At 59.3% G+C, this 25,891-nt stretch carries 16 protein-coding genes and 1 tRNA gene; 5 read left to right on the top strand and 12 right to left on the bottom strand.

Features of this window, described 5'->3' with window-relative positions:
* Window positions 1-138: 138 nt before the first annotated feature.
* From Enr13x_RS05860 to Enr13x_RS05815, 11 genes are all read right to left on the bottom strand, one after another.
* Window positions 139-729 carry a hypothetical protein gene (locus tag Enr13x_RS05860; RefSeq protein ID WP_145385150.1) on the bottom strand — a complete coding sequence of 197 codons (591 nt, stop codon included), beginning with the start codon at window positions 727-729 and terminating at the stop codon, window positions 139-141.
* A 51-nt stretch (window positions 730-780) separates the two neighbouring features.
* Window positions 781-1,557 (bottom strand): hypothetical protein, encoded by a 777-nt coding sequence (locus Enr13x_RS05855; protein WP_145385149.1) that lies wholly within the window; start codon window positions 1,555-1,557, stop codon window positions 781-783.
* A gap of 270 nt (window positions 1,558-1,827) precedes the next feature.
* Window positions 1,828-2,094 carry a hypothetical protein gene (locus Enr13x_RS05850; RefSeq protein ID WP_145385148.1) on the bottom strand — a complete coding sequence of 89 codons (267 nt, stop codon included), beginning with the start codon at window positions 2,092-2,094 and terminating at the stop codon, window positions 1,828-1,830.
* Window positions 2,091-2,480, bottom strand: a complete 390-nt coding sequence (locus Enr13x_RS05845; protein ID WP_145385147.1) for a hypothetical protein — start codon at window positions 2,478-2,480, stop codon at window positions 2,091-2,093. The genes Enr13x_RS05850 and Enr13x_RS05845 overlap by 4 nt, the downstream gene beginning before the upstream one ends.
* Before the next feature lie 87 nt (window positions 2,481-2,567).
* Window positions 2,568-2,825, bottom strand: a complete 258-nt coding sequence (locus Enr13x_RS05840) for a hypothetical protein (protein WP_145385146.1) — start codon at window positions 2,823-2,825, stop codon at window positions 2,568-2,570.
* Between the two features lie 275 nt (window positions 2,826-3,100).
* Window positions 3,101-5,419 carry an AAA family ATPase gene (locus Enr13x_RS05835; RefSeq protein WP_145385145.1) on the bottom strand — a complete coding sequence of 773 codons (2,319 nt, stop codon included), beginning with the start codon at window positions 5,417-5,419 and terminating at the stop codon, window positions 3,101-3,103.
* Window positions 5,416-5,868 carry a hypothetical protein gene (locus tag Enr13x_RS05830; RefSeq protein WP_145385144.1) on the bottom strand — a complete coding sequence of 151 codons (453 nt, stop codon included), beginning with the start codon at window positions 5,866-5,868 and terminating at the stop codon, window positions 5,416-5,418. The genes Enr13x_RS05835 and Enr13x_RS05830 overlap by 4 nt, the downstream gene beginning before the upstream one ends.
* On the bottom strand, window positions 5,865-6,200 hold the full coding sequence (locus Enr13x_RS05825) for a hypothetical protein (RefSeq protein ID WP_145385143.1): 336 nt from the start codon (window positions 6,198-6,200) through the stop codon (window positions 5,865-5,867). The genes Enr13x_RS05830 and Enr13x_RS05825 overlap by 4 nt, the downstream gene beginning before the upstream one ends.
* Window positions 6,201-6,482: 282 nt before the next feature.
* Window positions 6,483-6,656, bottom strand: a complete 174-nt coding sequence (locus tag Enr13x_RS37735) for a hypothetical protein (protein ID WP_197455824.1) — start codon at window positions 6,654-6,656, stop codon at window positions 6,483-6,485.
* 145 nt (window positions 6,657-6,801) lie between these two features.
* Complete coding sequence (locus tag Enr13x_RS05820) at window positions 6,802-7,593, bottom strand: hypothetical protein (protein ID WP_145385142.1); 792 nt, start codon at window positions 7,591-7,593, stop codon at window positions 6,802-6,804.
* Between the two features lie 118 nt (window positions 7,594-7,711).
* Window positions 7,712-7,785: transfer RNA gene (locus Enr13x_RS05815), tRNA-Arg, on the bottom strand.
* A gap of 441 nt (window positions 7,786-8,226) precedes the next feature.
* Between Enr13x_RS05815 and Enr13x_RS05810 the strand changes: the two genes are divergently transcribed.
* The 4 genes from Enr13x_RS05810 to Enr13x_RS05795 all read left to right on the top strand — a co-directional run bounded on the left by Enr13x_RS05810 (window position 8,227) and on the right by Enr13x_RS05795 (window position 22,179).
* Entirely contained in the window at window positions 8,227-15,843 is a 7,617-nt protein-coding gene (locus Enr13x_RS05810; RefSeq protein WP_197455823.1) for a tetratricopeptide repeat protein, read from the top strand.
* A 299-nt stretch (window positions 15,844-16,142) separates the two neighbouring features.
* Window positions 16,143-17,480, top strand: coding sequence for an IS1182 family transposase (locus Enr13x_RS05805; RefSeq protein ID WP_145385140.1), 1,338 nt, complete (start codon window positions 16,143-16,145; stop codon window positions 17,478-17,480).
* Between the two features lie 681 nt (window positions 17,481-18,161).
* Entirely contained in the window at window positions 18,162-21,122 is a 2,961-nt protein-coding gene (gene purL, locus Enr13x_RS05800; RefSeq protein WP_145385139.1) for a phosphoribosylformylglycinamidine synthase subunit PurL, read from the top strand.
* 4 nt (window positions 21,123-21,126) lie between these two features.
* On the top strand, window positions 21,127-22,179 hold the full coding sequence (locus tag Enr13x_RS05795) for a 4Fe-4S dicluster domain-containing protein (protein WP_145385138.1): 1,053 nt from the start codon (window positions 21,127-21,129) through the stop codon (window positions 22,177-22,179).
* A gap of 52 nt (window positions 22,180-22,231) precedes the next feature.
* Here Enr13x_RS05795 and leuS read toward each other — a convergent pair whose 3' ends face one another.
* Entirely contained in the window at window positions 22,232-25,066 is a 2,835-nt protein-coding gene (leuS, locus tag Enr13x_RS05790) for a leucine--tRNA ligase (protein ID WP_145385137.1), read from the bottom strand.
* 168 nt (window positions 25,067-25,234) lie between these two features.
* Here leuS and Enr13x_RS05785 point away from each other — a divergent pair, with 168 nt between their 5' ends.
* Window positions 25,235-25,852, top strand: a complete 618-nt coding sequence (locus Enr13x_RS05785) for a thymidine kinase (protein ID WP_145385136.1) — start codon at window positions 25,235-25,237, stop codon at window positions 25,850-25,852.
* The last annotated feature ends 39 nt before the right edge of the window (window positions 25,853-25,891 follow it).

The raw sequence follows: 25,891 nt of genomic DNA, 5'->3' as shown, positions 1-25,891 counted from the left end.
ATCCGGTGACGTCCCGGCCGATTGTTCTTTTGATCGTCATTTGCAAAAAACGGCGGGCCAAGCTTACGCCCAACCCGCCGTCCCCTTGTTCCCACGCCAACCCGCTACGAGCGGGACCGAAAAGGAGCTAGGCGTGGTTCATTCTTGTTCGATGCCGGCAGTGCGTAGCCTCGCCGTGATCCAGTCTTCCATCGCTGCATCGGCTTTGGCTTCGTGTTCTTTCGCCGCTTCACGCAGTTGCTTGACGCTGGCGTCGATCACCGATTTGAGCGACTTGTGAGGCTTGCCGGCGTCGTCGAAAATCAACGGTTGCTCTTTGGTGATCTCGTTTACCTGTTTGATGATGCCAGAGCCACGCGCCGCCAGGGCTTGGAGCTCGCGCAGCTTCTTTTGGCATCGATCCGCCTGGGCTTTCGCCGTGAACATTTGCCGCTGCGTTTCGACAAACCGCACGTCAGAGCCTTTCGTTTGTTCGTCGTGGAATTGCTGTTGCGACAGAGCACTGATCGCTTGGCCGATGCCTCTCACTAAATCCTGGTAGTCTTCGTCGCCGAGTTCCAGAAACTCCATGCAACGCAGCAGATCGTCGGCGTCATCGTCTTTCGACTTGCCGAGATAGTCACGCAACGCGATCTGAAAAAACTCGTCACGCTCGGGTTGCAGGTCTTCATAAACTGCCTTTGCGTCGTCTTCGCGGATGCCTCGAATTCGGGCCAGTAGTGAAGTCATGGGTTTGCCTTATTTGCTGGTTGGGGTGGGGTCAGAATCGGATGGTCAAAGTTAGAACGCCAGGTCAACCGCCATCGCGACATGACGGTCAAAGTTCGTCGACAGTGACGACAGCTTCACGGTGGTCAGAATGGAGACTTCACCGGGTGCCGATGCCGGCTTTCGGGATTCGTGGAATGCCACGTCCAGGGCGGTCAGTGCAGACTTGGCAGCTTCAGCGATGCCCTTGAACGCCTCGGGTGATTCGTACAGCGCCTCGAGCGCGTGGCGGCTGCCGACTCCGCCCTTGCTCATGCCGCGCCGGCCGAGACGTCGGTTCACTTCTCGCAACGCTCCGTCCCGCAAGACTGCCGCCATTGCGGACACGCCCAACGGAACGCCAGAGGGCTTGCGGGCAAACAGGGTGCCTGTTGAATCCGCTGCGAAACAGTCCCGCATCGATTTCGTTGGGGCAACCGTGAACGTCAGGGGGCGTTGCCGCGGGTTGGCTTTGTATGCCGCGTCAATCTGCTCGTCAGTGACTTGGGCCAGTTCGCCGGCATGACGACGGATTCGACGCTGAAACTCGTCACGCTGGACGAGGGTGGGGTCATGTGCAAACCATCCGTCACGGGTTCGAAGTGACTTCAAGTTCGGTGCCCGACGGCCCATGAATCGTTCCAGGTCGCCACGCATCACGACGTTGCCGTCTTTGTTGCGGTTGTCGTCCAGTTCGCCGAGTGCGATTACACGCTGAACGTCGATCGGATTGGCCCCCAGCATTTCAGCGGCATCGCCGACGCTCAGGATTCCCGCCATTGGGTTTGGATGGTTAGTTGCTTTGGTCATCGGTTCGGATCTCTCGGAAATAATCGATTCGGGGTGTCTCGCATTTCGCACACTTGCAACGCCTCGCGACCAAGTGGGTCCACGGCTCCAACTTCGTCGGCGTCAACCGAGACGTCCGGGAATGCCCATACTTGCCGCGCTGCGTGCTTCCGCATGTTGGACAGCGGCGGGCATCGCCGAACGTGTGGACGGTCACCTTTGCCCGGTTGATGTTTTGAACTTTAGCGGTCATCTGAAAAACAAAATCAGTCGGTTGTGTGATCTGCGGAATTACTTTTTTCGGGTGATGATGTCGAACCGTTCGCCGACGCTCAGCGGCTTGTCGTCGGTCGCCAACTTTTGCTGCAACCGTCGGACGTGATGCCGCAATCGGGCGTGGTTGTTTTCCATCGCCTCCCATTCGTCGTCGATCTCGGCCAGGATCGCCGCGGCGTCGTCCAGGTGGGCGGCGGCCTGTTCGGCCAGAAAACGGCGCGACGCCCATAGCCGGCGGTTGTGGTCGATGGTGCACTGGGCGGCGGCTTCAAAATCGGTCATTCCGTCGCCTCAGTCGTCGCGTGTGGCGTTTCGGCGGTCGGGGCCGGGATCTCGGCCGCATCGATGGGAACACGCTCGACAACGCGAAATCCCGCGGAGTGGGTATTTCGCTGCAAAACCAGTTCTTGCCAGCCGTCATCAACCCGTAGGAACACCCGGTCATCGGCGATGACACCCCGCCCCATCGGATCGGAACGGTCGGGCATCCGGTAAATCACCGACGCCCCGCCGGCGATCCAGTCCCAATCTGTGACGAGCTCGCGCCCTCGGTCCCGGCATTTGGTCGAGCAGTATTTTTTGCCCGCCGCTTTCGATGGGGGCCAGTGTCGAATCGTGCCGCAAACTCCGCAGGTGACGGCGATTTGTTTCCCTTTCGGTCTTGCCATTGGGTTAATTCCTTCTTAGTGGTCAACAGTACTAATTTTTGTGACTGTTCCCTTTGGAGGCCCGAGCGTTGGACCTCAAAGTAGTACCTACGCCTCTCCGGCCTCACCTGCGTCGTCAGGCTTCACGCTCACAACCACGTCATCGGGCGGGATGCCATCGACCGCCGAGCCTGCCACGTCAGCCAGCGTGTCGACAATCGCCCCGTGGATGCGTCGGGCCAGGTATGCCGCTGTGATGTCGCCCGACGCGATCAACGGCTGGATGCGGGCCAACGAGACGTCGACACGGATCGATTCCGGTGGTGTCGCACGGCGCGTTCGATAAGGTGCTCGGGTTTCGCTCATCGTGTTTTTGCTTTTCAGTTTTCGTTTTTGCAAAACCGTTTTTTCGTTTTTGCGATTTCAGTTTTTGCTTTTTCGTTTTGAAAAAGTGTTTCTGATTTACCTGCGTTCACTCGGACAAAAACCGCCACCCTTACACCACTCGGATTCACACACTCTCACACACACCACTCGGACAACCCCTATAGGGTTGTTGTCCGAGTGAGTGGAATGAGTCGGACAACGCGAAAAAGTCCGACTGGTGTCCGAGTGAGTCCGAGTGTCCGAGTGACGGGGGGTCAGGACATCTGAGAGAGCAAATCAGCATTCTCTTTTTCCTCCCGGTCGGCTCGCTCGCGTTCTTTTGTGGTCAATCGGTAGCCGTCGTATTCTTGGCCGTTTGCTTTTTTGACCTGGCACGATTCCAGAACGTCGTCGCCGATCAGGAACGCCAATGCGTTCTTGCCGGCCACCCCGTGACTGAGCCCCGCTCGATCGAATGCGTCCGATTTGGTGAGCCCATTGCGGCCAACGCCGATAAACGCATCTCGCAATTTTTGAGCATTTTTTTCGTTGGCCTTCCGCTTTTTCGATTCCTTGGCCTCTTCCTTTCGCTGCTCGGCAAGTTCTCGGGATTCGCTGGCGTTGCTCACCGTCACGTCCCATCGCCGGCCGCCTTCGTCGTCTGGGTGGCCTTCGGCAATGTCGAGCCCCCAGCACCCGTTATGCCCCGCAGAGCCGCCTACGCTCATCCACAATCGGTGTTCGCCCGATCCTTCGACATAGCGGCCTTGTCGCGACAGCAAGAGCCATTGGCGCGCAAACTCAGCAAACCCGGCCCATGCGATGTCGACCAATTCAAGCGGCTGGAATTCGCTGGCGTTGACGTTGTTTTTCTTGGCGTGGTGAACCAGTACTGGGGTGCAATTCGCCCCCGCGGCCATTTCCGAGAAGACCCGCAGCTGCTCACCCATCGAAAACAGGTTGCCGGCCTGCTCGCCTTCAATCATCAGGTACGCCGGGTCCGCGATGACAACGTCGAATTGTCCATCCCGCAGAATCTGGCCGAGTTCCCCGACGTGATCGAGACTCGCCAGGCGTGGGACGCGATCAGTGACCGTGAACATTCCTTCAAGTCCAGCCAAATCGAAAAAGTGGCTCTTTGCAATCCGCAAACAACTTTCTTGAACCGTCGCCATCCCGCTTTCAGCAGTGAGAACCAAGACACGCTTCTTTTCTGGGATCTCGAACCGACCAAGAAATTTTGTGCCCGATGCCAGCGACAACGCGACCTCGAGCGCAATCGACGTTTTGAGCGACTTGAATTGGCCGGCGATAATCAGCGGTTGACGTTCGGCGATGATGCCGGGGATTAGATAGTTCAGCTTGAAATCACCGTTTGCCAATTCGGCCGCGCCGATCAGTTTGAAATAGGGTCCGCGGTTCTCTTTGTTGGCCTCGCTTGGATCACTTGGCGATGGTTCTCCGTCGAACTTCCCAAACACACCTTCTTCGCAGACCTTCTTGATTCCTTCTTGAAGCTTTCGGCGTAGGTCCTTCTCATCCCACGGTGGCTGGCATCGCTGGTTGAATGTTTGCATGATTGGCCAGCCGAGCGATTCGTCCAATCCGAAGCGTGCGATAACGCAGGCGACCTTTAGCGTTTGACTAGATCCGCTCTGCCCTTCAATTGCACCGTCGATCCTGTCAACGTAGCGTTGGCATCGCAGCTGATTGGAAGCAATCGGTTTCACCGATTCGGGCGACTGCGAAACATTCGCCGAAAGTGATTGCGGAGCGTCAAACGTCAACGTGCCACCTGGTTTCTGTGCGGCGGTCTCGTCGATCACTGATTGAATCAGATCACGCTCAACGGTTTCGATCGTTTCGGGAGTGACGAACACCGATTGGCGGTGCGGGCGATCTTCAATGCCATCGATGCCCGCCAGGTTCTCACCTTTGCGTGCCCACGTTCCGCCGATCTTCGCCACTCGCGAGGCGTTGAACACCTTGCGGTCGATGTCAACAAACTCATCTGTAAAACGATCGGCAACCGCATTGATGAATGATTGAACTAGCTTCTCTGATTCATTGTCGTTCGGCAGATCGACACGATAGAAAAGGTAGGTGCCGTTGCCCGACATTGCCCGAATAGGCTCTGGCCAGTCGCGGCCTTTCAGCCAGTCGTAGATTTCGCGGCATTTCGCAACAGCCGCGTCAGACTCTTCTTTAGTTGCGGAGATTCCCGACGGTCGAACCGGGTCAATGTCAATGAAGATCCAACGCCGGCGTTGGATGTCACCGTCAGCGGTTGCGTGTTTTGCTCGAAAGACGATCTTGTTGGCCGATCTCGCCAGCAGTGAGTCATCGACTGGATTGATGGTGACATAAATTCCCGGCGGTTCAACGCGGGACCATTGCCGGACGTGGGACGCAGCTGCGTCAGCATCGTTGTAATAGCCGCTTGCCGTTGCCTTGAACGATCCGCCTTTTTTGTCCGGCGTCTCGAAAATGCGAATTTCGTAAACGCCGTCGGGGTGAATCGCTTTAAGAAACTCCGCAACGTCGGTTGAACGTCGCGGCGAGGCATTGGCCGGCGTGTTTGATACGGTGCTCACGCTCCTACTCCATCACTGTAATACAAAGATTCCGGTTGCTTGTGATACCAACGCCGGCTGATCCCGACGTCGACGTTCAGCGTCGCACGCCAGGTGCGATCATCGGGGATCATTCGGAAGCCGAGTTCATGGGCGGCAAGAATGAACGCGCCATTGCTCACGTATTCACCGGCCCACCGCTCAACCGCATGTTTCAGTCCGTATGAATTGAGTCCCGGCGTTTTGATCTTTTCCGCACGTTCCAACCATCGCAGGCAGATCGCGACCAATTCGGGAGACGGTTTTTCGCGGATGCGATACGGATTGCCGAACATCAGCAGACCGTTTTGATCGACGTGGAATTGCTCACCCGTGACCATGCGGACGGTCGGATAGTCGGCCGCCTGGGTGCGGATCTCTTCCACGGTCAGGAAGTGCCGCTCGGGCTGGTCGTTCGGTAGTGCGATCATCTTTCCGCGGCCTCCTTGCAGACGATCACCGCTGCCATGCTGCCATAGGGCGACATCCGCTTGCGTCCGTCCTCGATCAGGACGCCATCACGGAGAAGATCCAGCACGGGGGCGCAGACGCCGGACAGTGGGCACGGCAAGTGATCTGCGATCGAATGTCGAATACAGCCCTCCGGGCCGCATGATTTGACATACGCCAAGATTTGTTCTCGCCGATTCGGGGCCTTTTCTTTTGCGGCCGATGCCGCGGCGGCTCGGGTCGCTTTGGCGTGTCGGCCGTGGTCAAAAAGTGGCGTTTGACTTGCCGCGATGGATGATGGTGATAGACTCATTGGTGGTTCCTTTGCTCTGTTGGTCCCAGTCACCACAACTTGACCAACACGCTGCCCGCCGGCATCCTCGCCGGTGTGGCAGCTTTCAAACTCCTTTCCGCCGGCAGTCCGTCGCCGGTGGTATCTTGGTGGTCGTCTTGCCTTTCGCTTCCCGTCGCTCCCGTGCTGCACGCAGCACCGCGACAGCGGCGTCTATGAAGGCTTGCGGCGTCGGGGCGTCAGTCTGCGATTCAACAACCGAGAACCGGACGCTGCTTTCCTGGGTGTCCTGTGCCAGCCGGATCACTTGTGCGACCCTGCCAGGGTCAGAAACTTCGGGCCGACCTTTATCGTGATGTCGAACCGGGTCTTGAGTTCGGCCGTGATCGCAGCGGCTAGCGTTGCGTCTCCCGTCCGTTTGGCTGCGACCAGCACCGCCACTAAGCCGGCGGGCGTTTCGCTGTATGTCGTTCCCATTGCTCCGTCCAAATTCGAGTGAAGGTGTCTCCCTATCGAATTCCGGTGACGGACGGTAAAAAACGAAAAAAGCGGCTTTTCCTTATAAGAGAAGCCGCTAAAAAAGTGACGGTTACGATTGAAAAGTGACGGTTAGAAAATGCCGTCACATTCTGTGAGCGAGTTGAAGCCCCTGGATCTGTTTCCATGCAGGGGACTCGCCAAAAGTCGTCCTTTTGACGCCCAGTTTGCGTGCCCACTTCGCACAATCCATGCCGAGCGCTTCGGGCTCGTTCTGAATGATGACCAGCGCCTCAGCGTAAACCTTATTCCAGTCGTATCGCTTGCGACTGCTGTTTTTTGCTGGACGCTCCGGCAATGCTAATGTGGGTGCCACTGCATCAAACGCCGCGCACTCTCTTTGCACCGCTCCGGCAAACAGGCGGAAGTCATCGTCGGAGTAGCCGGTTGCGTCGATCGCAGAAACCAGACTTTCGAGAATCACCGCTGCCAGTTGCACCGTTCCCGCCGCTACCTTTGTCGACGCTTCTTCGATGTCTTTCGCGACTGGTTCAAGTAGTAAGCATGCCAGACCGTTTTTCGATTCCGGTGAATCCGAAACGGATTCATAGAATCGCCACAACATCAGATTGACAGTCGGGACCGCCGATTCCAGGCAACATGTAAACTCCGCCGGCAGCTTTTCGGGGCGTTTCTGCGATGCGTCAGCAACCACCGCGGCTCGCATCGGATAGGCCAGATCGTCAGTCAGGCAATCCGCGATCTCGTCAGCGCACGCAACAACGGTTTTAAGTTCCAGCAACCGCAGTGACGCGATGCGGGGCAGGTCCGATTGCTCGAAAAGATCGCCCAGCGAAATACGTGATTTCTGCCGGACAATCGGCAGCAGTTGAAAACACTTGACCGCCGCCTGTGCGACTTTCGTTAACTCGCTCATCAAATCATCCTCGTTTTAAGCATCGGCTGACGCAGCCGGCCGCGGCAGAGGATTCGCACCGCAGCCGGCCACGTCGCGCGGGGAGCTACCCCACTGGCCGAAAAATCAACTCTCACAGCGTCCACGGCGTGACTCGAACACGCGACCTAAGCTTTAGGAAAGCTCCGCTCTATCCAACTGAGCTACGCGGACGTTACCGCCATTTTAGGCGGCTTTTACGGGTATCAGGGCAATCTTTGCAACTTGAAACCTGTTTGAGGAAAGCTGTGCTCTATCCCCTGAGCTACGGGGGCGTGTTGGTCGTTTTGCTCGTTTTACCTTGGCCGTGAGGCCAGGAAAACCAGCCTCCGCAATTGGCGCCCTTTCTTTGTGCGGAATTCGCCCTGTCTTGCGTCCCCTCCGCCCGTGGGTCCGTCATACTGGTGGCGGATGCGAAAACGATTCCTCGCCGGGAGATTAGAGAGCGTGATTGCAGAAATTTGTTCGCCGCGTGCTTGGGTTTTCTTCGTTTGCACCCTCGTTTTTGCCTCAATTCCCCCCTCGCTACCTTCCGCCCAGGCGCAGGATTCGGATCCTGCGGAACAGACGAGGGTCTCCGATCAAGAACGTGCGACCGCCGAAAAGTTTCTGCAGGTGCTGCTGCGCCGTCCACGCCCCGGAACCGCGCTGGATCGGGTTTACGGATTCCACGTCCAAAACGGATCGCTGGACGATTTCATCGCCTCGCTGGACGTCCCCGATGATGCCCCCGACGCCGGCCGGCAGCGGATGATCTTGGGTTTGCTGCAGGCTCAACGCGGTCGCCAGGCACTCGCGGCCGAGGCCTTTGCCAAAGCCGAATCCCTGCTGGGCGATGACTACGCCAGCAGCTACTTCCTGGGGCGGTCGCTGCTGGCGGTCGGCCAGACCGAAAAAGCGGCCGCGGCACTGGAGCGGGCGATCGAACGACAACCCGCTCGCAACGAAGCACTACCGATCTTCACCGAACTGGGCCGAATCTACAGCCGCGCCGGACAAAGCGAAAAGGCAATCGAGGTTTGGCAAAAGCTCGAAGCGCTGTTTCCAGGCGACACGCGGGTCGGCGGGCAGATCGCCGGCACGCTGGCCGACGAAGGCAACGTCTCCGAAGCCCTGCAGCGATTCGAGCGCCTTGCCAAGACCGCGCGGAAAGACGACGAGAAGATCGCGTTCGCGGTCCAGGCCGCCGAAATGCGACGGCGACTCGGACAGACCGAGCAGTGCACCGAAGCTCTGGAGGCAATCCTGGCACGGCTCCGCCCGGGCAGTTGGCTGTACAGCGATGTCCGCAACCGGATCGAGGAAGGGTTCCTGAAATCCGGTGACTACGACGCCTTGGCGAACTATTACCAACAAAAACTGGCCGGTTCGCCCGATGATTTGGCGCTGCAGGTTCGACTGGGACGCATCCTGGTTTCCGCGCGACGCATCGACGAAGCGGCCGAGACGTTGCGCAGGGCAGCCGAACGGGCACCCGAAGACGCCGACGTGCGTTTGGCGCTGATCGACGTCTTGGTCAACCAGGGCGACATGGCCGCCGCGGCCGATCAATTCGAACAGCTTGCCGAACAAGATCCCGACAATCCCGACTACCTGATTCGTTGGGGGCAGATACTTCTGGAAGACGACGATCGACCACTCGCGGCGCGGCGCGATGCCGCCGCCGGGGTTTGGCAACAATTGGCCGATCGCCGCGAGGATGACGCCGTCACGCTGTCGCAGATCGCCGATCGGATGCGTGGAATCGATCGAAAAGACGATGCCATCGGGCTCTACCAGCAAGCCATCCAGGTCGATCCCGATTCACCACAGTATCGCGAGTACTTGGGGGAATACCTGTTTCGTCTGGACAGAAAAGACGAAGCGATCGAGACCTGGAATTCGATCGCCGAGGGTGACCGTCGCAGCCGTGACTCGCTGGTCCGCCTGGCCGAGATCTTCGCCACCTTCAAGGAAGACGAACGCTCCCTGACGGCTTGGCGCGAGGCATCGGAACTGGATCTGACGTTTCCCCAAGAGTTGCGGTTCGCGCAGAACCTGCGCGACGCCGAGCTCTACGACGAAGCGATCTCTCGGCTGGACGCGGCGGCAAACATCGCCGAGACGCCTGACGAGCAAGAACAGTTGTTGAAAGATCGGATCGCGACGTATCAGCAAGCCGGCACGCTGGAGCAACAAATCGCACAGCAACAATCCGCCGATCCGACCGTCCAAAACTTGCGCACCCTGGCGATGATGCACGCGGCGGCGGGCCAATTGGCCGACGCCGAGGCGGCGATCCGAGACGCGATCGAACAACAACCCGATGCCCCCAGCGTGTTGTTGGTCGCCGCGGAAATCTCCGAACGTCAGAACCGCTTCGCCGATGCCGCAGCAACGTTCCAAAAATTGGCCCGCGTCGACGTTCGCTTTCAAACCAACTATCTGCAACGTGTCGCGGATCTGCAGATGCGGTTGGGCCAGGTCGATCAAGCGATGCAGACCTGTGACGCGTTGATCGACGCCAATCCGGCAAGCCCGGAATCGTACCAGTTTCTGGCGCGGCTGGCCTTGCGAGCCGGACGCGACGACCAGGCCTTCACGGCGCTGCGGCGTGCGATGAACGTCGCTCCCCGTGACAATGGCCCACGCCGCATGCTCGCGTCGGCCTTTGCGGACCGCTACCGTACCGAAGAAGCGGTTGAGCTGTATTGGCAAGCGATGCGGTACGAGCCCGAAGCGGACGATCGAATCGGGTTGGTCAAACAACTCGCACCGCTGTACGACCGCCAGAACGAGATGGACACGTTGATCGGGCGGATCGAACAATCGGCCGCCGACGACGTCGACAATCGGACGCTTCAGTTGATGATCGCGGCCGCGCACGAAGCGGTCCAAGATTATGGTGCCGCGAGAAAAGCCATCGATCGCCTGTTGGCCGGCCAGCCGCGTGATGTTTCGTTGCTCGAAGCGATGGTCCGGTTGAGCGACATGGCTGACGATGTGGCGATGGCTGCCGAGTTCCAAGAACGCATCGTCGCGTTGGCAGACACGCCCGAGAACCGTTTCAAACTGGTTCAACTGCAACTCGACGCCGGCATGATCGACATCAAGTCGGCACTCAGCGACCGGATCTCACTTGCCTCCGACCCGACGCGGTTGGGTTCGATGATCCGTTCGGCGGTTCGGCGGGGTGATCGGTCGACGGCGATCGCGATCTGTGAAGAAGCCGTCCGCCGGGATCCCGGTCTGTGGGACGTCAAACTGATGCTCGCCCAGTTGTTGCTTTACGAGCGAGGTGACGATGAAACGCTAGACGGCGACGAAAACACCTTCCCCGCGCCGCACCGCCGCGCGATCGATCTGGCCGCTGAACTTCGGAAACTGGATCTGCCACTGGACGCGTTGCCTCCGACGGCACGAACGCAGACCGCCCGCACATCAAGCAGCACGTCGCGTCCACCGGGTTACGCCACCAGTCCAAATCGTTGGACGGGCAGCTCCTACACGTTGGCGCGAAACTATCGCGTCGGTCGCTACGCCAGCAGCAATTATTCCAGCATGTCATCGAGTTACTCGACCACCGACCCGTCCTCGTTCGGGCACGCACGGGTCCTAGCCGCCGCCGTGGAAATGGTCGCGATCGCCAAACGTTTTCCGAGCGATGAAGCGAAAGCGAAAATCGATGCGTTGATCGAACAAACCGTCGCACTTCCGGCGGTCGACCAAATCGAAGACGCCAACTTGATTTGGGAGCACCGGGCACTCCGGTCGATTGCGGGTTCGGTGACCTCGACCACAACATCCAGACCAGCCAGTGGCGACGACAAAGAACTCACCGAAAAGCTGAATTGGCGACTGGCGGAACTGGACCCTAAGGAGGGAGCGGTCTCGCTGCGCAGCATGTTGACGGGGAAGATCCGCTCGGCTGCGCAAAACGAATCCAGCAGCGGCGACAACGCGGCGCCCGCTGACACGGACAGCACGTTGACTGAGAAACAGTTGCAGCTGGTACTGGATCTGTACGAACAAGCACAGGTCGACGCTGCGGCAAGCGGCAACTCCGGCAGATCCACCTCGTGGTCGACGCTTGCGGACTATCGCGTGATCCTGTCGAGCCACTTTAACGCCGTGGGCGACACGACGCGGGCAAACGAATACGCCTTGCAACCGCCACCAGCAGACGCGTCGCTGAACGAAATTTTGACCGCGATGTCGTACTATTTAAACGTCAATCAAGTCGATCAGGCTGACGCTTTGGTGGAACGGTTGATGCCCGCGGTGCGTGACGACACGACAGGAAAATCAGTGACGTGGAGTACCGTATCGGGGACGGCCGGCCACCTGGTGACGTCTGGACCACACGGGGCCGACTTTGTCGAGCGTCATCGCTTGGCGATTCTCGACGCGGTGCTCGCCCAAGCGATCGAGCACAATAGCGTCGCCGCGCGGCGCAGCACCGCCCTGTCCAACGGAACCCTCAACACGTACGTCCGCAGTTCGCAGAACAGCTACTCTTCGTTCCAGGTCAAAGCTCCCCTGTCGTTGCATCTGTTGAACCAACAAATCATCAACGAGCTTTCCAGTCTGATGCCCAGCTCGCAAAGCAACGGCCAGCCGCGGGGCATCAACGTGAGCGACGAAGTGATCGCGCACCTGGATCGACCGCTGGCGGGGGCGTCCGTGCACGAACAAAAGACGCGTCGGGTGTTGGCCGCGTTCGCCTGCTGGTGGATGAAGCGTCCGCAGGAATGTTATTCGCGCATCAGCCAGCTTGCCCGTGAATTCCCCGATGACGTCGACTTGCGAATCGAACAGGCCCGGCTGGCGAGTGAGCTTTCACAACCACGGGTGGCGTTGGAGACGCTCGACTCGTTCGATCCGCTCGATAGCGGGATGCTGGTTCGCAAAGAGATGGCGGCGCTGAACCTGGCTTCGCAACTCGGCGACGTGGAACGAGCCAAGCAGGCCGCCGAGCGTCTGTTCGGGATGCGGATGGACACCCGGACTCAGTTGGCGTTGGCCGACCAGCTGCGTCGACTCGGGATGAACGACAAGGCCACCGCGATGTTGCGGCGTTTACGGGGCGGGCGTGCGCGCGATGAACGCACCGAATTGCAGATCGCGAACGCGTTTTTGGCCAACGACGACCAGGAGGCCGCTGCGGAGGTCGCCTACACGGTGCTCAAAAAGTTGAACAGCGGCCGGGGATCGTCCAGCAATTCGGCGTACTACCGCCGGCAAGCCGTTTCGATTCTGAAAAACGCCAAACGCCTCGACCCCCTGATCGAACAAGCGAAACGACGCGTTGCCGCGGCGCCCGCCTCGGTGCGGGCCAGGATGGAGTTGGCCGAACTGTACACCGCCGCGGGGAAACAACAGGACGCCAGCGCCTTGTGGAGTGAGATTGCGAAGTCCAAACCGAATGATCCGAACCAATTGCTCGCGCGCGCCGCTGCACTCTACAAAGCCAACCAATTCACAAAGTCGGCAGAGATGTATTTGGATGCGTTCGAAAAGGAACCACAATTGATCAGCCGTCATGTTTACGAAATGACCCGTGCCGTTGAACGCGGCGGTCACTATGACGCGATGTTTGAACGATTGATGAAGATCGATCCCGAAGCCATTCAAAGCTACCGATTCAATACGCTGATCAACGTCGGGCGGCGCAAACCGTACACCGACGCCAAGCGAAGGTTTGTCGCTCACGCCTTGAAGAATTCGCAGGTCAAGCGAGACTTCTATCGCTACATCGACAGCATCCCGGCGCCGGACCGTGAAAAGATTCCTGAAATCCGCCAGACCATGATCGAGGTGATTTGCAGCCCCGACGCATTCACGACGACGTCTTCGACGTGGCGTGTGACCAGCCGTTCTTCCGGCGGCACGGCGAAGGGCCCCTTGAAAGAGATCATGACGTTGCTCCGCAGCGACGACGAGGCGCGGGAGCGTTTTGATGAAGCCGCCGAGCAAGCCCGTCAAGACACGTCGCTCGCACCGTCGTCACGGTTCTTGTCGGCACTCGTGGACGCGGCCGACGATGACAAACGTGACGCGGCCGTCGAGTCGATTCGTGAGCTGATGAGTTCCGACGCAATCGTCGCCGCAAAAGGCGGTGACACGCTGGCGATCAGCGGCGGTTTGCTGTGGCAGGGTGGCCAGGTGCTGGAGTCGGTCGCCGATTTCAAAGACAAGAACGCCTTGCTGATTTCGATTTATCAGGCCGCCGCGATCGATCCGAATGTCTCCGGCACCGACATGCGATTTTCCGTCGGTGCACGGCTCGTCAACGTTCTCGCCAAGGATGGTCAAAAGCCACGGGCCCGAAACGTCTTGCTCGACGCCTACGCCAAAACGGATCATTCGGCCGATGACCAATACAACCCGGGCTACGGGGACTATCAAGAGATCCAAGCCTATCAATCGATTGCCGAAAAGTTGAACGAGATCGGGTTTCCGATCGACGCGTTGATCATTTTCCAACAACTGATCGCCAGCCCGGAACGGTTCGCCAAAGCGAAACGCTGGGGCGGCGGCCTGTCGATCGACGATGCCAAGAAACTAGCCGAACAAGCGTCGGAAAGGATCACGCCCGAGTCGTCGGCCGAGTACCTGGACGTCCTCCGCGAATCAATTGATGCCCCCGACGATGAACTGGCCCTCCGATTGCTGGATCTGCCGCTGGAGGTCATGGTCAACGCGGACATTGATCCGGCGTTACAAATCGCAATCGATTCGGCAGCCCAATCCGACGCGGGACGTGAGACGCTGCAGTCGTTTTACGATTCGTTGGCATCGATTTCGGCGAAACGATCGCAGGATTGGTCGATCCCCGCGGCACAGCTGTTGATCGCGCTGAAGATTCGCCCCGACGACGTGGATGGCTTGGCCGACACGTTGACCGAACGCTTGCCAGACGTCGCGACGATTCGTGACGCGACGGACACACCCCAGGCCACCGCGTTGCAACCCCTGACGGGATTGTTCGTCGTTGCATCGGCCGCATCCAAAAGTGACTCAGCGACGGCCGAGCAAATCGCAGAGAACGTCGGCAGCTACCTTCGCGTTTTGGCCGAGACGCTGCAGAAACCCGGACTGAATCTCGCGATCGCATCACTGGGCGGAGACGACGCGTCCCTTGCGGCACTGTTGGATTCGATCCAGACGTCCTCGGAGTCCGGTGCCCCACGGACGATTCTGCAACTCCATGCGTGCCTCAAGATCGCGAGGATTGCTGCCAAACGCGGCGACATCCAAACTTCCGCCAGGGCGTTGAATCTGGCGCTTCAAAATGGTCCGCCGATCCGTTCGATCGGCGGGGGAACCGACGCGTTCACGATCAACACCAACCAAAACGCTCCTCCCTCTCCCGTCGATGACGGCACCGATGAACTGACACCGCGATTGTTGGAATTGGTCGATTTGTATTCCGATCTGACGGGAAAACAATTGGGGCGGCGTGAACCGAATGCCGATCTGGCATTGGATGCCGATGAATTGGATCAGGACATCTGGCGATCGCTCGATCAAGCGTTGCGCGCGGTCGTCTTGCCGAGCGGCCAACCGGGGATGGTCTATCCCTACGCCAAACGAATCGCGTCTCGCACCAGCTACGATAATTATTCCAGCAACGAGGACCTCAGTCCCCACTCGGTCTCGATCGCGATGTCGCGCGTGGCCGCGATCGCCGGCACCTCGGACACCCTGCTGGACCTGATCGCGTCACGGATCGAATCCGCGGCCGACAAGAAAGAGGCGGCTGCGATCTTGGTCGATGCGGCACTGGCGCGTGTTGTTCAAGCCGACGGCGATGGTGATGCTTTGACGGAAGCATTGGAGCGTTTTACCGAGTCCGTCGATCCGATCCTGCCGAGTGCCGAAGCGCCGGCGACTGCACGCGAACAGTTGTCGACGATTTCAAGCCAGGTTCAGCAGGAGTCGCACAAAAAGAGTGACAACATCGACCTGATGGTCCGCACGCTGGTCCCCCTGATCGCGAAAACGGACGGCATCACGGCAGCACATCGGGCCCAGGCGGAGGAGCTGTTCGAGAGAACGGCGCGATTGATCGAATCGGACAGCTACACGGCCAACCGGCATCGCGAAATCGTCCGGCGGATTCGCGAGAAGGTCTTGTCAGGGGAGGAGAAACCAGACGGTCACTCGGATGTGCAGCACGCCGACTCAGAAACCGTGTTGGGCCAACAACTCGATGCGATCAAACGATGGTTTTTGGGAGGGGGTGGATGAAGGGGAGGTAACGCTGTGACGCATTTTTTAGCGGAACGGCGCGAGCTGTCGGTTTAATCAGGATCTGCTGAGTCAATGGTGAGCCGCTGGCCGTAAGGCCCCGGGCGGGCGCCGCTGTACCCGGCCGCCAACGCGCCCCGAGGGGCGGCGCGTTAGACCGGAGGGCTCGCGCCCTGCCGCTAACAAGAGATAGAAAGTCACCCTCCCTGGCAAGGAGGGTCGAGCGCAGCGAGACCGGAGAGGCTGTGAATAATTGGACCAATGGTTGCGAGATTTGGTTTTGGCGCTAAATTTTCTGCATGAATAATCCAAGCATCGCTACTCAGCGTGGCCAAGCTCGTACCAACCGGCCCGAACGAACTCAGATCGAGATGCGGATGCTCTCGCTGGACCAACTCGTCGCCAGTGATCATCGCGTGCGATTGGTTTGGGACTACTGCCAATCGCTGGATCTGTCCCCCTTCTATGAACCGATCAAATCACTCCAAGGAACACGTGGGCGAAACCCCATCGATCCCAGGATTCTCTTCGCTCTGTGGTTCTACGCCACCCTCGAAGGAATCACCAGCGCGCGGCGAATCGCGGAGCTTACCACGCGTGATTTTTGTTACCTGTGGATCTGCGGCGGAGTAACAGTCAACTACCATACGCTGAGTGATTTTCGCACGAAGCACACTGAAGAACTGGAACAACTGCTAAGTGATTCAATCACCGTATTGCTCAACGAAAAACTGATCACGCTTGAGACGATTGGCCAGGATGGTATGCGTGTGCGTGCTTCGGCGGGCAGCAGTTCGTTTCGATCCGAGCCGACGCTGCAACGGATGCAGGAGGAAGCGGAGAAGTATCTCAAAGAACTCAACGAGCAATCCGAGCAAGAGAACCAAGCCGAAGTCTCGGCCGCGGAGCAAGCCGCACGACAGCGTGCCGCCGAAGAACGGCTCGAACGCATCAAAGCCGCTCAAGACAACCTTGAGGAGCTTGAACGCCGTCGCCGGGAAAAGAAGTCTCGCAAAAGCAAATCAACTCCGCGAGCCTCGACGACGGACCCCGAAGCGGTACGGATGAAGATGGGCGATGGCGGCTTTCGTCCGGCGTTTAATGTGCAGTTTGCCACCGATGGGCAGACTCGAATCGTTGTCGGCGTGGACGTGAACAACCAAGGCAGTGACATGGGCCAGATGCTTCCGGTCTATGAGTCAGTGTGTTCGACGTATGGTGTCGTGCCAGGACAGTACATAGTCGATGGTGGTTTTATCAAAGCTGCGGATATCGACGCGTTGGATGCCGCTGGGACGACGGTCTATGGTGCTGTTCAGGGTGCTGAGAAAGCCGTCGCCGATGGTAAAACTCCCTATCAAGCGAAGCCCACTGACAGCGACGCGATGGGGCGTTTTCGCGAACGGATGGGGACAGAGGAAGCTCAAGCGATCTACCAGCAACGTCCCTCCATTGCGGAATTCCCCAACGCGGAGTGTCGCAACCGTGGGCTGAATCAATTTAGCGTTCGCGGCCAGCGCAAAGCCCTTGGGCAAACACTGTGGCATGTGCTGGTGAACAACTTCAATCGCTTCCAACATCTGGGCTTTTTACCGCATTTAATGGGGGAGCATAGCGCGCCGCCTGCTTCAAGTTGAGCGATTCGCAGCGAGTCGAGCCAAACGAGCTCGATTCGCTAGCCAACTTGGCAGGCCTCCCTGCTCAGCCGCCTCCAATTTCGGATCGGCAGGAGCAAACACGACCGAAATTTTTCTGTCCGTTTTTGAAATCACGTCAAAAACGAAGGTGAGTGCTGATGTAAACCAATAATTCACAGCCTCGGAGGGCTCGCGCCCTGCCGCTAACAAGAGATAGAAAGTCACCCTCCCTGGCAGGGAGGGTCGAGCGCAGCGAGGGGAGGGTCGATCGGTCGTCGCTGAGCGATTCCGAGCCACAGAGCCCCTCCCCGCTCCGAGCGTCAACTCCTCCGCGACCCTCCCAGGGGACCTCAATTGTTTAAGTGACGGATTTGATCGTAGCGCAAGGTGCAACGACTTTTGCAGCGCCGGCCCTCTCTGGCGTTTGCTTGCTGCGCAAACGCCCTCTCTCCCAGGGGGAGAGAATCTAAATGGTTCGCCAAAAGCTGCCATTTTACAATCGTGATCGCAGAGGGAGGATGACTCCGACTCATGGCAGGTCCTCCCAAGCCGGGGGCGGAGCAAGCCAGTGTTCTCGGCAATCGCCAGTGTTCTCGGCAATCGCCAGTGATTTCGATACACTCCGGGGCAGGCTGAGTTTTCTTCCCCGCACCGCTTTCTTCCCCGCACCAGGACACGACGATGCCGCTGTGGCAGATTGACATTTATCCCGCCGAGAACGAGATCGACCGCGAGGGCGCCCGCACCAGCGAGGAAATTCATGAGTTGGGCATCGGTGACGACGTCCCGGTCGTCTTCGCACGCGGTTTTTTGGTCCAGGGTGAAATCGACGGCGAACAGGCCCAGCAGATCGCCCAGACCCTGCTGGCCGACGCGGTGACCGAGCGGACCGTCGTGGCGGTCGCCGGCGATGCGGTGTTGAGCCAGCCGCCGGCCGAATCGAGCGACATTCGACTGGTCAACGTGTTGCCCAAACCCGGCGTGATGGACCCGGTCGCCGCCAGCACGATCGGTGCCGCCCGCGATTGTGGTTTCGATGTCCAGTCGGTCCGCACGATGCGAAAGTATTGGATCAGCGGAGTCGACGAGCCGACCTTCCAAACGATCTGCCGCCGCGCGTTGTCCAACGACTCGATCGAGCAGGTGATCACCGGACCGCTGGAAATGGAGCAACTGGATGTCGGCACGGCCTACGAATTCGAGCTCGTCCGCGTCCCGATTCGCAGCCTGAGCGATGACGAATTGGAAACGCTCTCGCGCGAAGGCCAGCTCTATTTGACGCTGGTCGAAATGCAGACGATTCGTGACCATTTCGTTTCGCTCGATCGCGATCCGACGGACATCGAACTGGAGACGATCGCGCAGACCTGGTCGGAACACTGCAGCCACAAAACGCTGGCCGGTCGGATTCATTATCGCGGGATCGGCGCCGACGGAACGCCCGGCGGCGACGAGAGGCAATACGACAACATGCTCAAAGAAACGATCTTTGCGGCGACCCAAACGATCCGCAAGAATTTGGGCGATGACGATTGGTGCGTCAGTGTCTTCAAAGACAACGCCGGCGTGGTGACCTTTGACGACCAATTCCATGCCTGTTTCAAAGTCGAAACGCACAATCACCCTTCGGCGCTGGAACCCTACGGCGGTGCGAACACGGGCATCGGCGGCGTGATCCGCGATCCGATGGGGACGGGCATGGGTGCCAAACCGGTCTGCAACACCGACGTGTTTTGCTTTGCACCACCGGACACGCCCGCCGACCAGTTGCCCCCGGGCGTGCTGCATCCGCGTCGCGTGATGAAGGGCGTCGTCGCCGGGGTGCGCGACTATGGCAATCGGATGGGCATCCCGACCGTCAACGGTGCGGTCTATTTCGACAAACGCTATTTGGGCAACCCGCTGGTCTATGCCGGCAACGTCGGAATGATCCCCGTCGGCATGGAAGACAAGCAAGTTCATCCGAACGATCTGATCGTTTCGATCGGGGGCCGCACCGGACGCGACGGCATCCACGGCGCGACGTTCAGCTCGGCGGAACTGACCAGTGAATCGGAATCGTTGTCCGGCGGCGCCGTCCAGATCGGCAACGCAATCACGGAAAAAATGGTCTTGGATGTTTTGATGCAAGCCCGTGACCGGGGACTGTACAACGCCGTGACGGACTGTGGTGCCGGCGGGTTTTCCAGTGCCGTCGGCGAGATGGGCGAAGACGTCGGCGCGGAGGTCTGGCTGGAGAAGGCACCGCTGAAATATGACGGTTTGTCGTATACCGAGATCTGGATTTCCGAAGCCCAAGAGCGGATGGTGCTGGCCGTGCCACGTGAAAAGTGGGACGAGCTGCGAGAGCTGTGTGAAAGCGAAGGCGTCGAAGCGGCGATCCTGGGTGAATTCAAACCGACCGGCCAATTGCACCTGACCTATCACGGCCAAACGGTCGGGAACGTCAGCATGCAGATGCTGCACGACGGACGACCGCCGGTGATTCGCGATGCCGTGTACGAACCGCCGGCCGTGGCGCCGCTGGATTTGCCCGCGTCGGTCTCGGCCGAGGCCAATCAACAGACGCTGTTAAAAATCCTATCCAGTCTGAACGTCGCCAGCAAACACTGGGTGATCCGTCAGTACGATCACGAAGTCCAAGGCGGCAGCGTGGTCAAACCGCTGGTCGGGCCGCAGTGTGACGGCCCCGGTGACGCCGCGGTGATCCGCCCGCTGCTGGGCAGCAACCGCGGGCTGGTGATTTCATGCGGGATGAACCCACACTACGGCGACTTTGACACCTACCATATGGCTGCGTCGGCGATCGATGAAGCGATGCGGAACGCCGTCGCGGTGGGGGCCGACCCCAGCAAGATCGCGATCTTGGACAACTTCTGCTGGGGGTACACCGATCGGCCCGAAACGCTCGGCTCCCTGGTGCGTGCGGCGATCGCCTGCCAAGACGTCGCCGTCCAACTGGGCACCCCGTTCGTCAGCGGCAAGGACAGCTTGAACAACGAATTCAGCTACTTCGACGACGGCGGCGAAAAGCAAACGATCTCGATCCCGCCGAGTCTGTTGATCAGCGCGATGGGCCAGATCGCCGACATCTCGTTGGCCGTGACGATGGACGCCAAACAGTCTGGCAACGCGGTGTTCCTGATCGGGACGACCAAAGACGAGCTGGGCGGTTCGCATTATTGTCTCAGCGAAAATCGATCCGGTGGCCAGGTACCGACCATGGATGTACCGGTCGCCAAGGCAACCTTTGCCGCGGTGCACGAAGCGATTTCCGCCCGCTTGCTGCGTGCCTGTCACGACCTCAGCGAGGGCGGACTGGCCGTCGCGGCGACCGAAATGGCGATGGCCGGCGGCCTGGGCATGCAGCTCGATCTGGACGCCGTCGCTGACATTTCCGCCCCCGGACTCTCCGACATCTCGCTGTTGTTCAGCGAATCCAATTCGCGGTTCCTGGTCGAATTGCCGCTGGATCTGGTGGATCAGTTCACACCAATCTTCTACGCCCACGGCGTCCAGGCGGCGCGAGTAGGTACAATAACCGACGACGGAAAACTGACCGTCACGCGATCCGGGGCCAACGTGCTGGACATCGAGATCGCGGCAGCGAAAGACGCTTGGCAACGACCACTCGATTGGTAAACGGATGATTTCCCCCAGCTCTCAAGCCGATCCGAACAAGACCGCCACCTGGACGGTGGTGGTTTCGCGCGGACAATCCCGCAATCCCGCCAAACGGTCCTTGGAACAATCGATCGCCGATGCGGCCTCGACTCTCGAAGGCGCCGACGTGGTCGTCGTCCCGCACCTGTACGATTTGCCCAAGGGCGGGGAGTCGCTGCAGAAGCTGTCGGAAATCGAGGGCAACCTGATCGTCGTCTCGTGGATCTTCCCCCGTGCCGCCCACTGGGTGTTGGACCGAAACGGTATTCGGGGCCAGTTCGTTCCGGTGGCGATCGGCGACCCAGAAGACGAGGACCAGGAAGAGCCCTCCGCCGAGCAATCGGAAAACGACGTCGATCGCGTCGCCGATCTGTTTCCGCGGCCGGATCGACAAATCCACTGCATCGACCTCAAGGCCGAAGAGAGTCTGGATCGGTTCAGCGAAGAAATCCAGCGGTTGGTGCTCGGCGAAGCACCAAGCGCCGATTCCGGTGCTGCCGATTCCGGTCCCGCAGCGACGCCCGATGAAACCTCGCTGCCGATCGTCGGCGGCCGGATCGTGCAAGTCGAAGAGACGACGGCGCGGCGCTGGTACCCGGTGATCGATTTCAGCCGTTGCACCAACTGCATGGAGTGCGTCGACTTTTGCCTGTTCGGCGTCTATGGAGTCGACGCAGCCGAAACGATCCTGGTCGAACAACCCGATAATTGTCGCAAGGGATGCCCTGCGTGCAGCCGCGTTTGTCCCGAAAACGCGATCATCTTTCCCCAGCACAAGGCGCCGGCGATCGCGGGTGCCGAAACGGGCGGAAGCGAAGGGTTTAAGATCGACCTGTCCAAGCTGTTCGGCGCTCCCGACGGCGGAGACGATGCGATCGCGACGGCGGCCCGTGAACGCGACGAACAGTTGCTGTTGGCCGGTCGCACCGCGGTCGGAATCGACGAGCAACTTCAGCGTCGCCAGCAAGACCTGACCGCCCAACCCAAGGACGACCTCGATCGGCTGATCGACTCGCTGGACGAATTGGACCTGTGATGTCGCAGGGCATGTTGTGCCTGCGACCCGTCATGCACGGAACGACCGACGGTCACCCCTTGACCACCAGATTCACCAACCGTCCGGGGACGGCGATCTTCTTGACGACGTTCTTGCCCTCGAGCATCGATTGAACCCGTTCGTCCGCCAGCGCGGCTTCGATCATCTGATCGGGTTTCGCATCCGGCGAGACGTGAATCTTGGTTTTGACTTTGCCGTTGAACTGCACCGGCACTTCGATCGAACTTTGCACCAGCGCCGACTCGTCCCACTTCGGCCAAGTCTGCTGCGCGATCACGCCGTCTTGACCGAGAATTTTCCACAGCTCTTCGCACAAGTGAGGCGCGTAGGGCGACAGCAGAATCAGGAACGACTTCATCGCGCTGATCGGGCGTTTTTCCGCGCGGGTGAAGAAATTCGTGAACTCCATCATCCGCGCGATCGCAGTGTTAAAGCTCATCGAGTCGGTATCCTCGGTGACCTTTTTAATCGTCGCGTGGAGCATCCGGTTCTGTTCTTCGTCGCAGGGCTCTTCGGTGAGCGCCGACTGCAACACGTAGTCATCCTCTTGATCGTCGACGATCATCCGCCAAACGCGATCCAGGAAATTGCGGACGCCGCCGACGCCGGCCATGGACCAAGGCTTGGTCGCTTCCAGTGGCCCCATGAACATCTCGTACAACCGCAGCGAGTCGGCACCGTACTCGCTGACAACGACGTCGGGATTGATCACGTTGCCGCGAGCTTTGGACATCTTGTGGGCGCGGCTGTCGACTTTGATCGCCGGATCGGCTTTCAGCACAAACCCTTCGCCCTTCTTTTCGACGTCCTCTTCGGGAACCGTCTTTGACACCACGACTCGACCGTCTTTCGATTGACGCCCACCATCGGGACTCTTTCGCACCTCGGCGGCGGAGACCGGATTGCCGGCTTCGTCAAAGAAGGCGCTGTATTCGACATCACCCAGGATCATGCCCTGGTTGACCAAACGGACGAAGGGTTCGGGCGTTGACACGTGACCGCGATCGAACAGCACCTTGTGCCAGAACCGCGAGTACAACAAGTGCAACACGGCGTGCTCGGCACCACCGACGTACAAGTCGACCGGCATCCACTCGGCCTGTTTTTGCGGATCGACCAGCGCCGTCTCGTTCTTGGGGTCGATGTAACGCAGGTAATACCAGCAGGACCCGGCCCACTGGGGCATGGTATTGGTTTCGCGACGATAACGTTTGCCGTCGATTTGGACATACAACCAATCGTCATCGGCCTTGCCCAGCGGCGGCTCGGGTTTACCGTGGGGTTTAAAATCTTCCAGTTCGGGCAAACGCACGGGCAGCTCAGCGGGGTCGACGCCGCGCATCCGTCCGGTCGGATTCCCGTCGTCATCGAGTTCGTGCAAGATCGGAAAGGGTTCGCCCCAGAAGCGTTGCCGGCTGAACAACCAGTCGCGCAGTTTGTAATTGACGGCGGCCTTGCCCAATCCGTCCGCTTGCAGCGAGGCGGTGAGTTCCTGTTTGACCTCTGCGGTCGACTTGCCGTTCATCGGTCCGCTGTTGATGGCGATTCCGACCGCGTCGAAACACGCTTTTCCGGCCAGGATGTCGTCGCGATTTTCGGCGTCCGCGGGCGGGTCGACGACGGCGATGACGGGCAATTCGTACTTGACCGCGAATTCAAAGTCGCGTTCGTCGTGCGCCGGGACGGCCATGATCGCACCGGTTCCATAGCCGGCCAACACATAGTCCGCGACCCAGACGGGGATCGGAGTTCCGTTGACGGGATTGATCGCGTGGCTGCCGGTGAACACGCCGGTCTTTTCGCGGTCGCCCTCGGTGCGTTCACGATCGGATTTGAACGACGCCTTCTCGCAGTACGCTTTGACCGCTTCGGATTGTTCTGCGGTGGTCAATCGATCCAACATCGGGTGCTCGGGCGAGACCACCATGTAGGTTGCACCGAACAGCGTATCGGGACGCGTCGTGTAGACGCGCAGCGCGTCGTCACCGGGGCTGGCCGGCAGGGGAGCCCCGGCCCGCTGGGATTTCCAAGCGTCAAATTCCCCGGCGTCGCCGATGAAGAAGTCGACTTCGGCGCCGGTGCTGCGCCCGATCCAATCCGACTGCAACTTTTTGATCCCGACGGGCCAGTCCAACGCGTCCAATCCGTCCAGCAACCGCTCGGAGTAATCGGTGATTCGCAACATCCATTGGCGGAGCGGGATCCGTTTGACGGGATGCCCCCCACGTTCACTCTTGCCGTCGATGACCTCTTCGTTGGCCAGCACGGTCCCCAGTTTGGGACACCAGTTGACCAGGGCGTCGTCCAGGTAGGCCAATCGATGCGCGTCGATGTAGTCGGCGACCGCCGATTCGCCTTGCGTTTGGATCTCATCGGGGATCGGCAGTTCGGCGATCGGACGACCTTTCTGCGCGTCATGGTCAAACCATGTATCAAACAGTATCAAAAAGATAAACTGGGTCCAGCGAAAGTATTCCTCGTCGGTCGTTGCCAACACGCGATCCCAGTCGTAGCTGAAACCGAGCATCTTCAACTGCCGGGTGAAGTTATCGATATTGCGTTGGGTTTGGATTCGCGGGTGTTCGCCGGTTTTGATGGCGTGCTCTTCGGCCGGCAACCCGAAGGCGTCGAATCCCATCGGGTGCAGAACGCTTTCGCCACACAGGCGGGCATAACGACAAACGATGTCCGTCGCGGTGTAGCCCTCCGGGTGGCCGACGTGCAACCCGTCGCCGCTGGGGTAGGGAAACATATCCAAGACGTAGCGTTTTTTGGGGCCCGGTTTCTCGGGCGTGGCGAACGTCTTATGTTCTTCCCAATAGGCTTGCCATCGCGGTTCGATTTCGGCGGGGTTGTATCGCGGCATAGGAGGTCGAGGAAAAAGGGGGAAATCGGCGTATCGGACGCGTGCAGAGCGAAATTCTAAGGATTGACGGGTTTGACGTAAGTCTTGGCCGGAAAATATCTGCGGCCGGCTTCGAAGACGCGGCCGCATTGGATGACAGAGCAACGAGCGAAATCGAGGTCAGGAGTCATGGCGAAACTGTATTTCTACTACTCAACGATGAACGCGGGGAAATCCACAACGCTGTTGCAGTGCAGCTACAACTACCAGGAACGTGGGATGAAGACGTTGATCTTGTTGCCCGAAATCGATACCCGCGATCAGGTCGGCAAAGTCACCAGTCGGATCGGGCTGGCCGCCGACGCCGTCACCTTCAACATCGCCGACAACTTGCTGTCAATGGTGCGTCACCATCATGACAGTGAAACACTGCACTGCGTCCTTGTCGATGAATCGCAATTCTTGACGGCTCGTCAGGTCAAACAATTGAGCGACGTGTGTGACCAGCTCGATGTGCCTGTGATGGCCTACGGACTGAGGACCGATTTCCAAGGCAACTTGTTCCCCGGAAGCGAGGTGCTGCTGGCCTGGGCCGATACCCTGACCGAAATCAAAACGATTTGCCATTGCGGACGAAAGGCAACCATGGTGTTGCGGATCGATGACGCGGGGCATCCGATCAAGGACGGTCGGCAGATTCAAATCGGGGGGAACGAACGTTATGTATCAGTCTGTAGAAGACACTTCAAGGATGGCATGTGTGAGCAAGCCGCCGACGAACTCCCGCTGCTGGACGCGCTGGATTGATCAGCCGGACCGTTCCAGGTGTGATGACGACCAGTGTTC

Source organism: Stieleria neptunia (assembly GCF_007754155.1).
GTDB classification, from domain to species: Bacteria; Planctomycetota; Planctomycetia; order Pirellulales; family Pirellulaceae; genus Stieleria; species Stieleria neptunia.
Note: the sequence above shows the minus strand (reverse complement) of the source record. Positions and strands in the feature narration are given on the sequence as shown.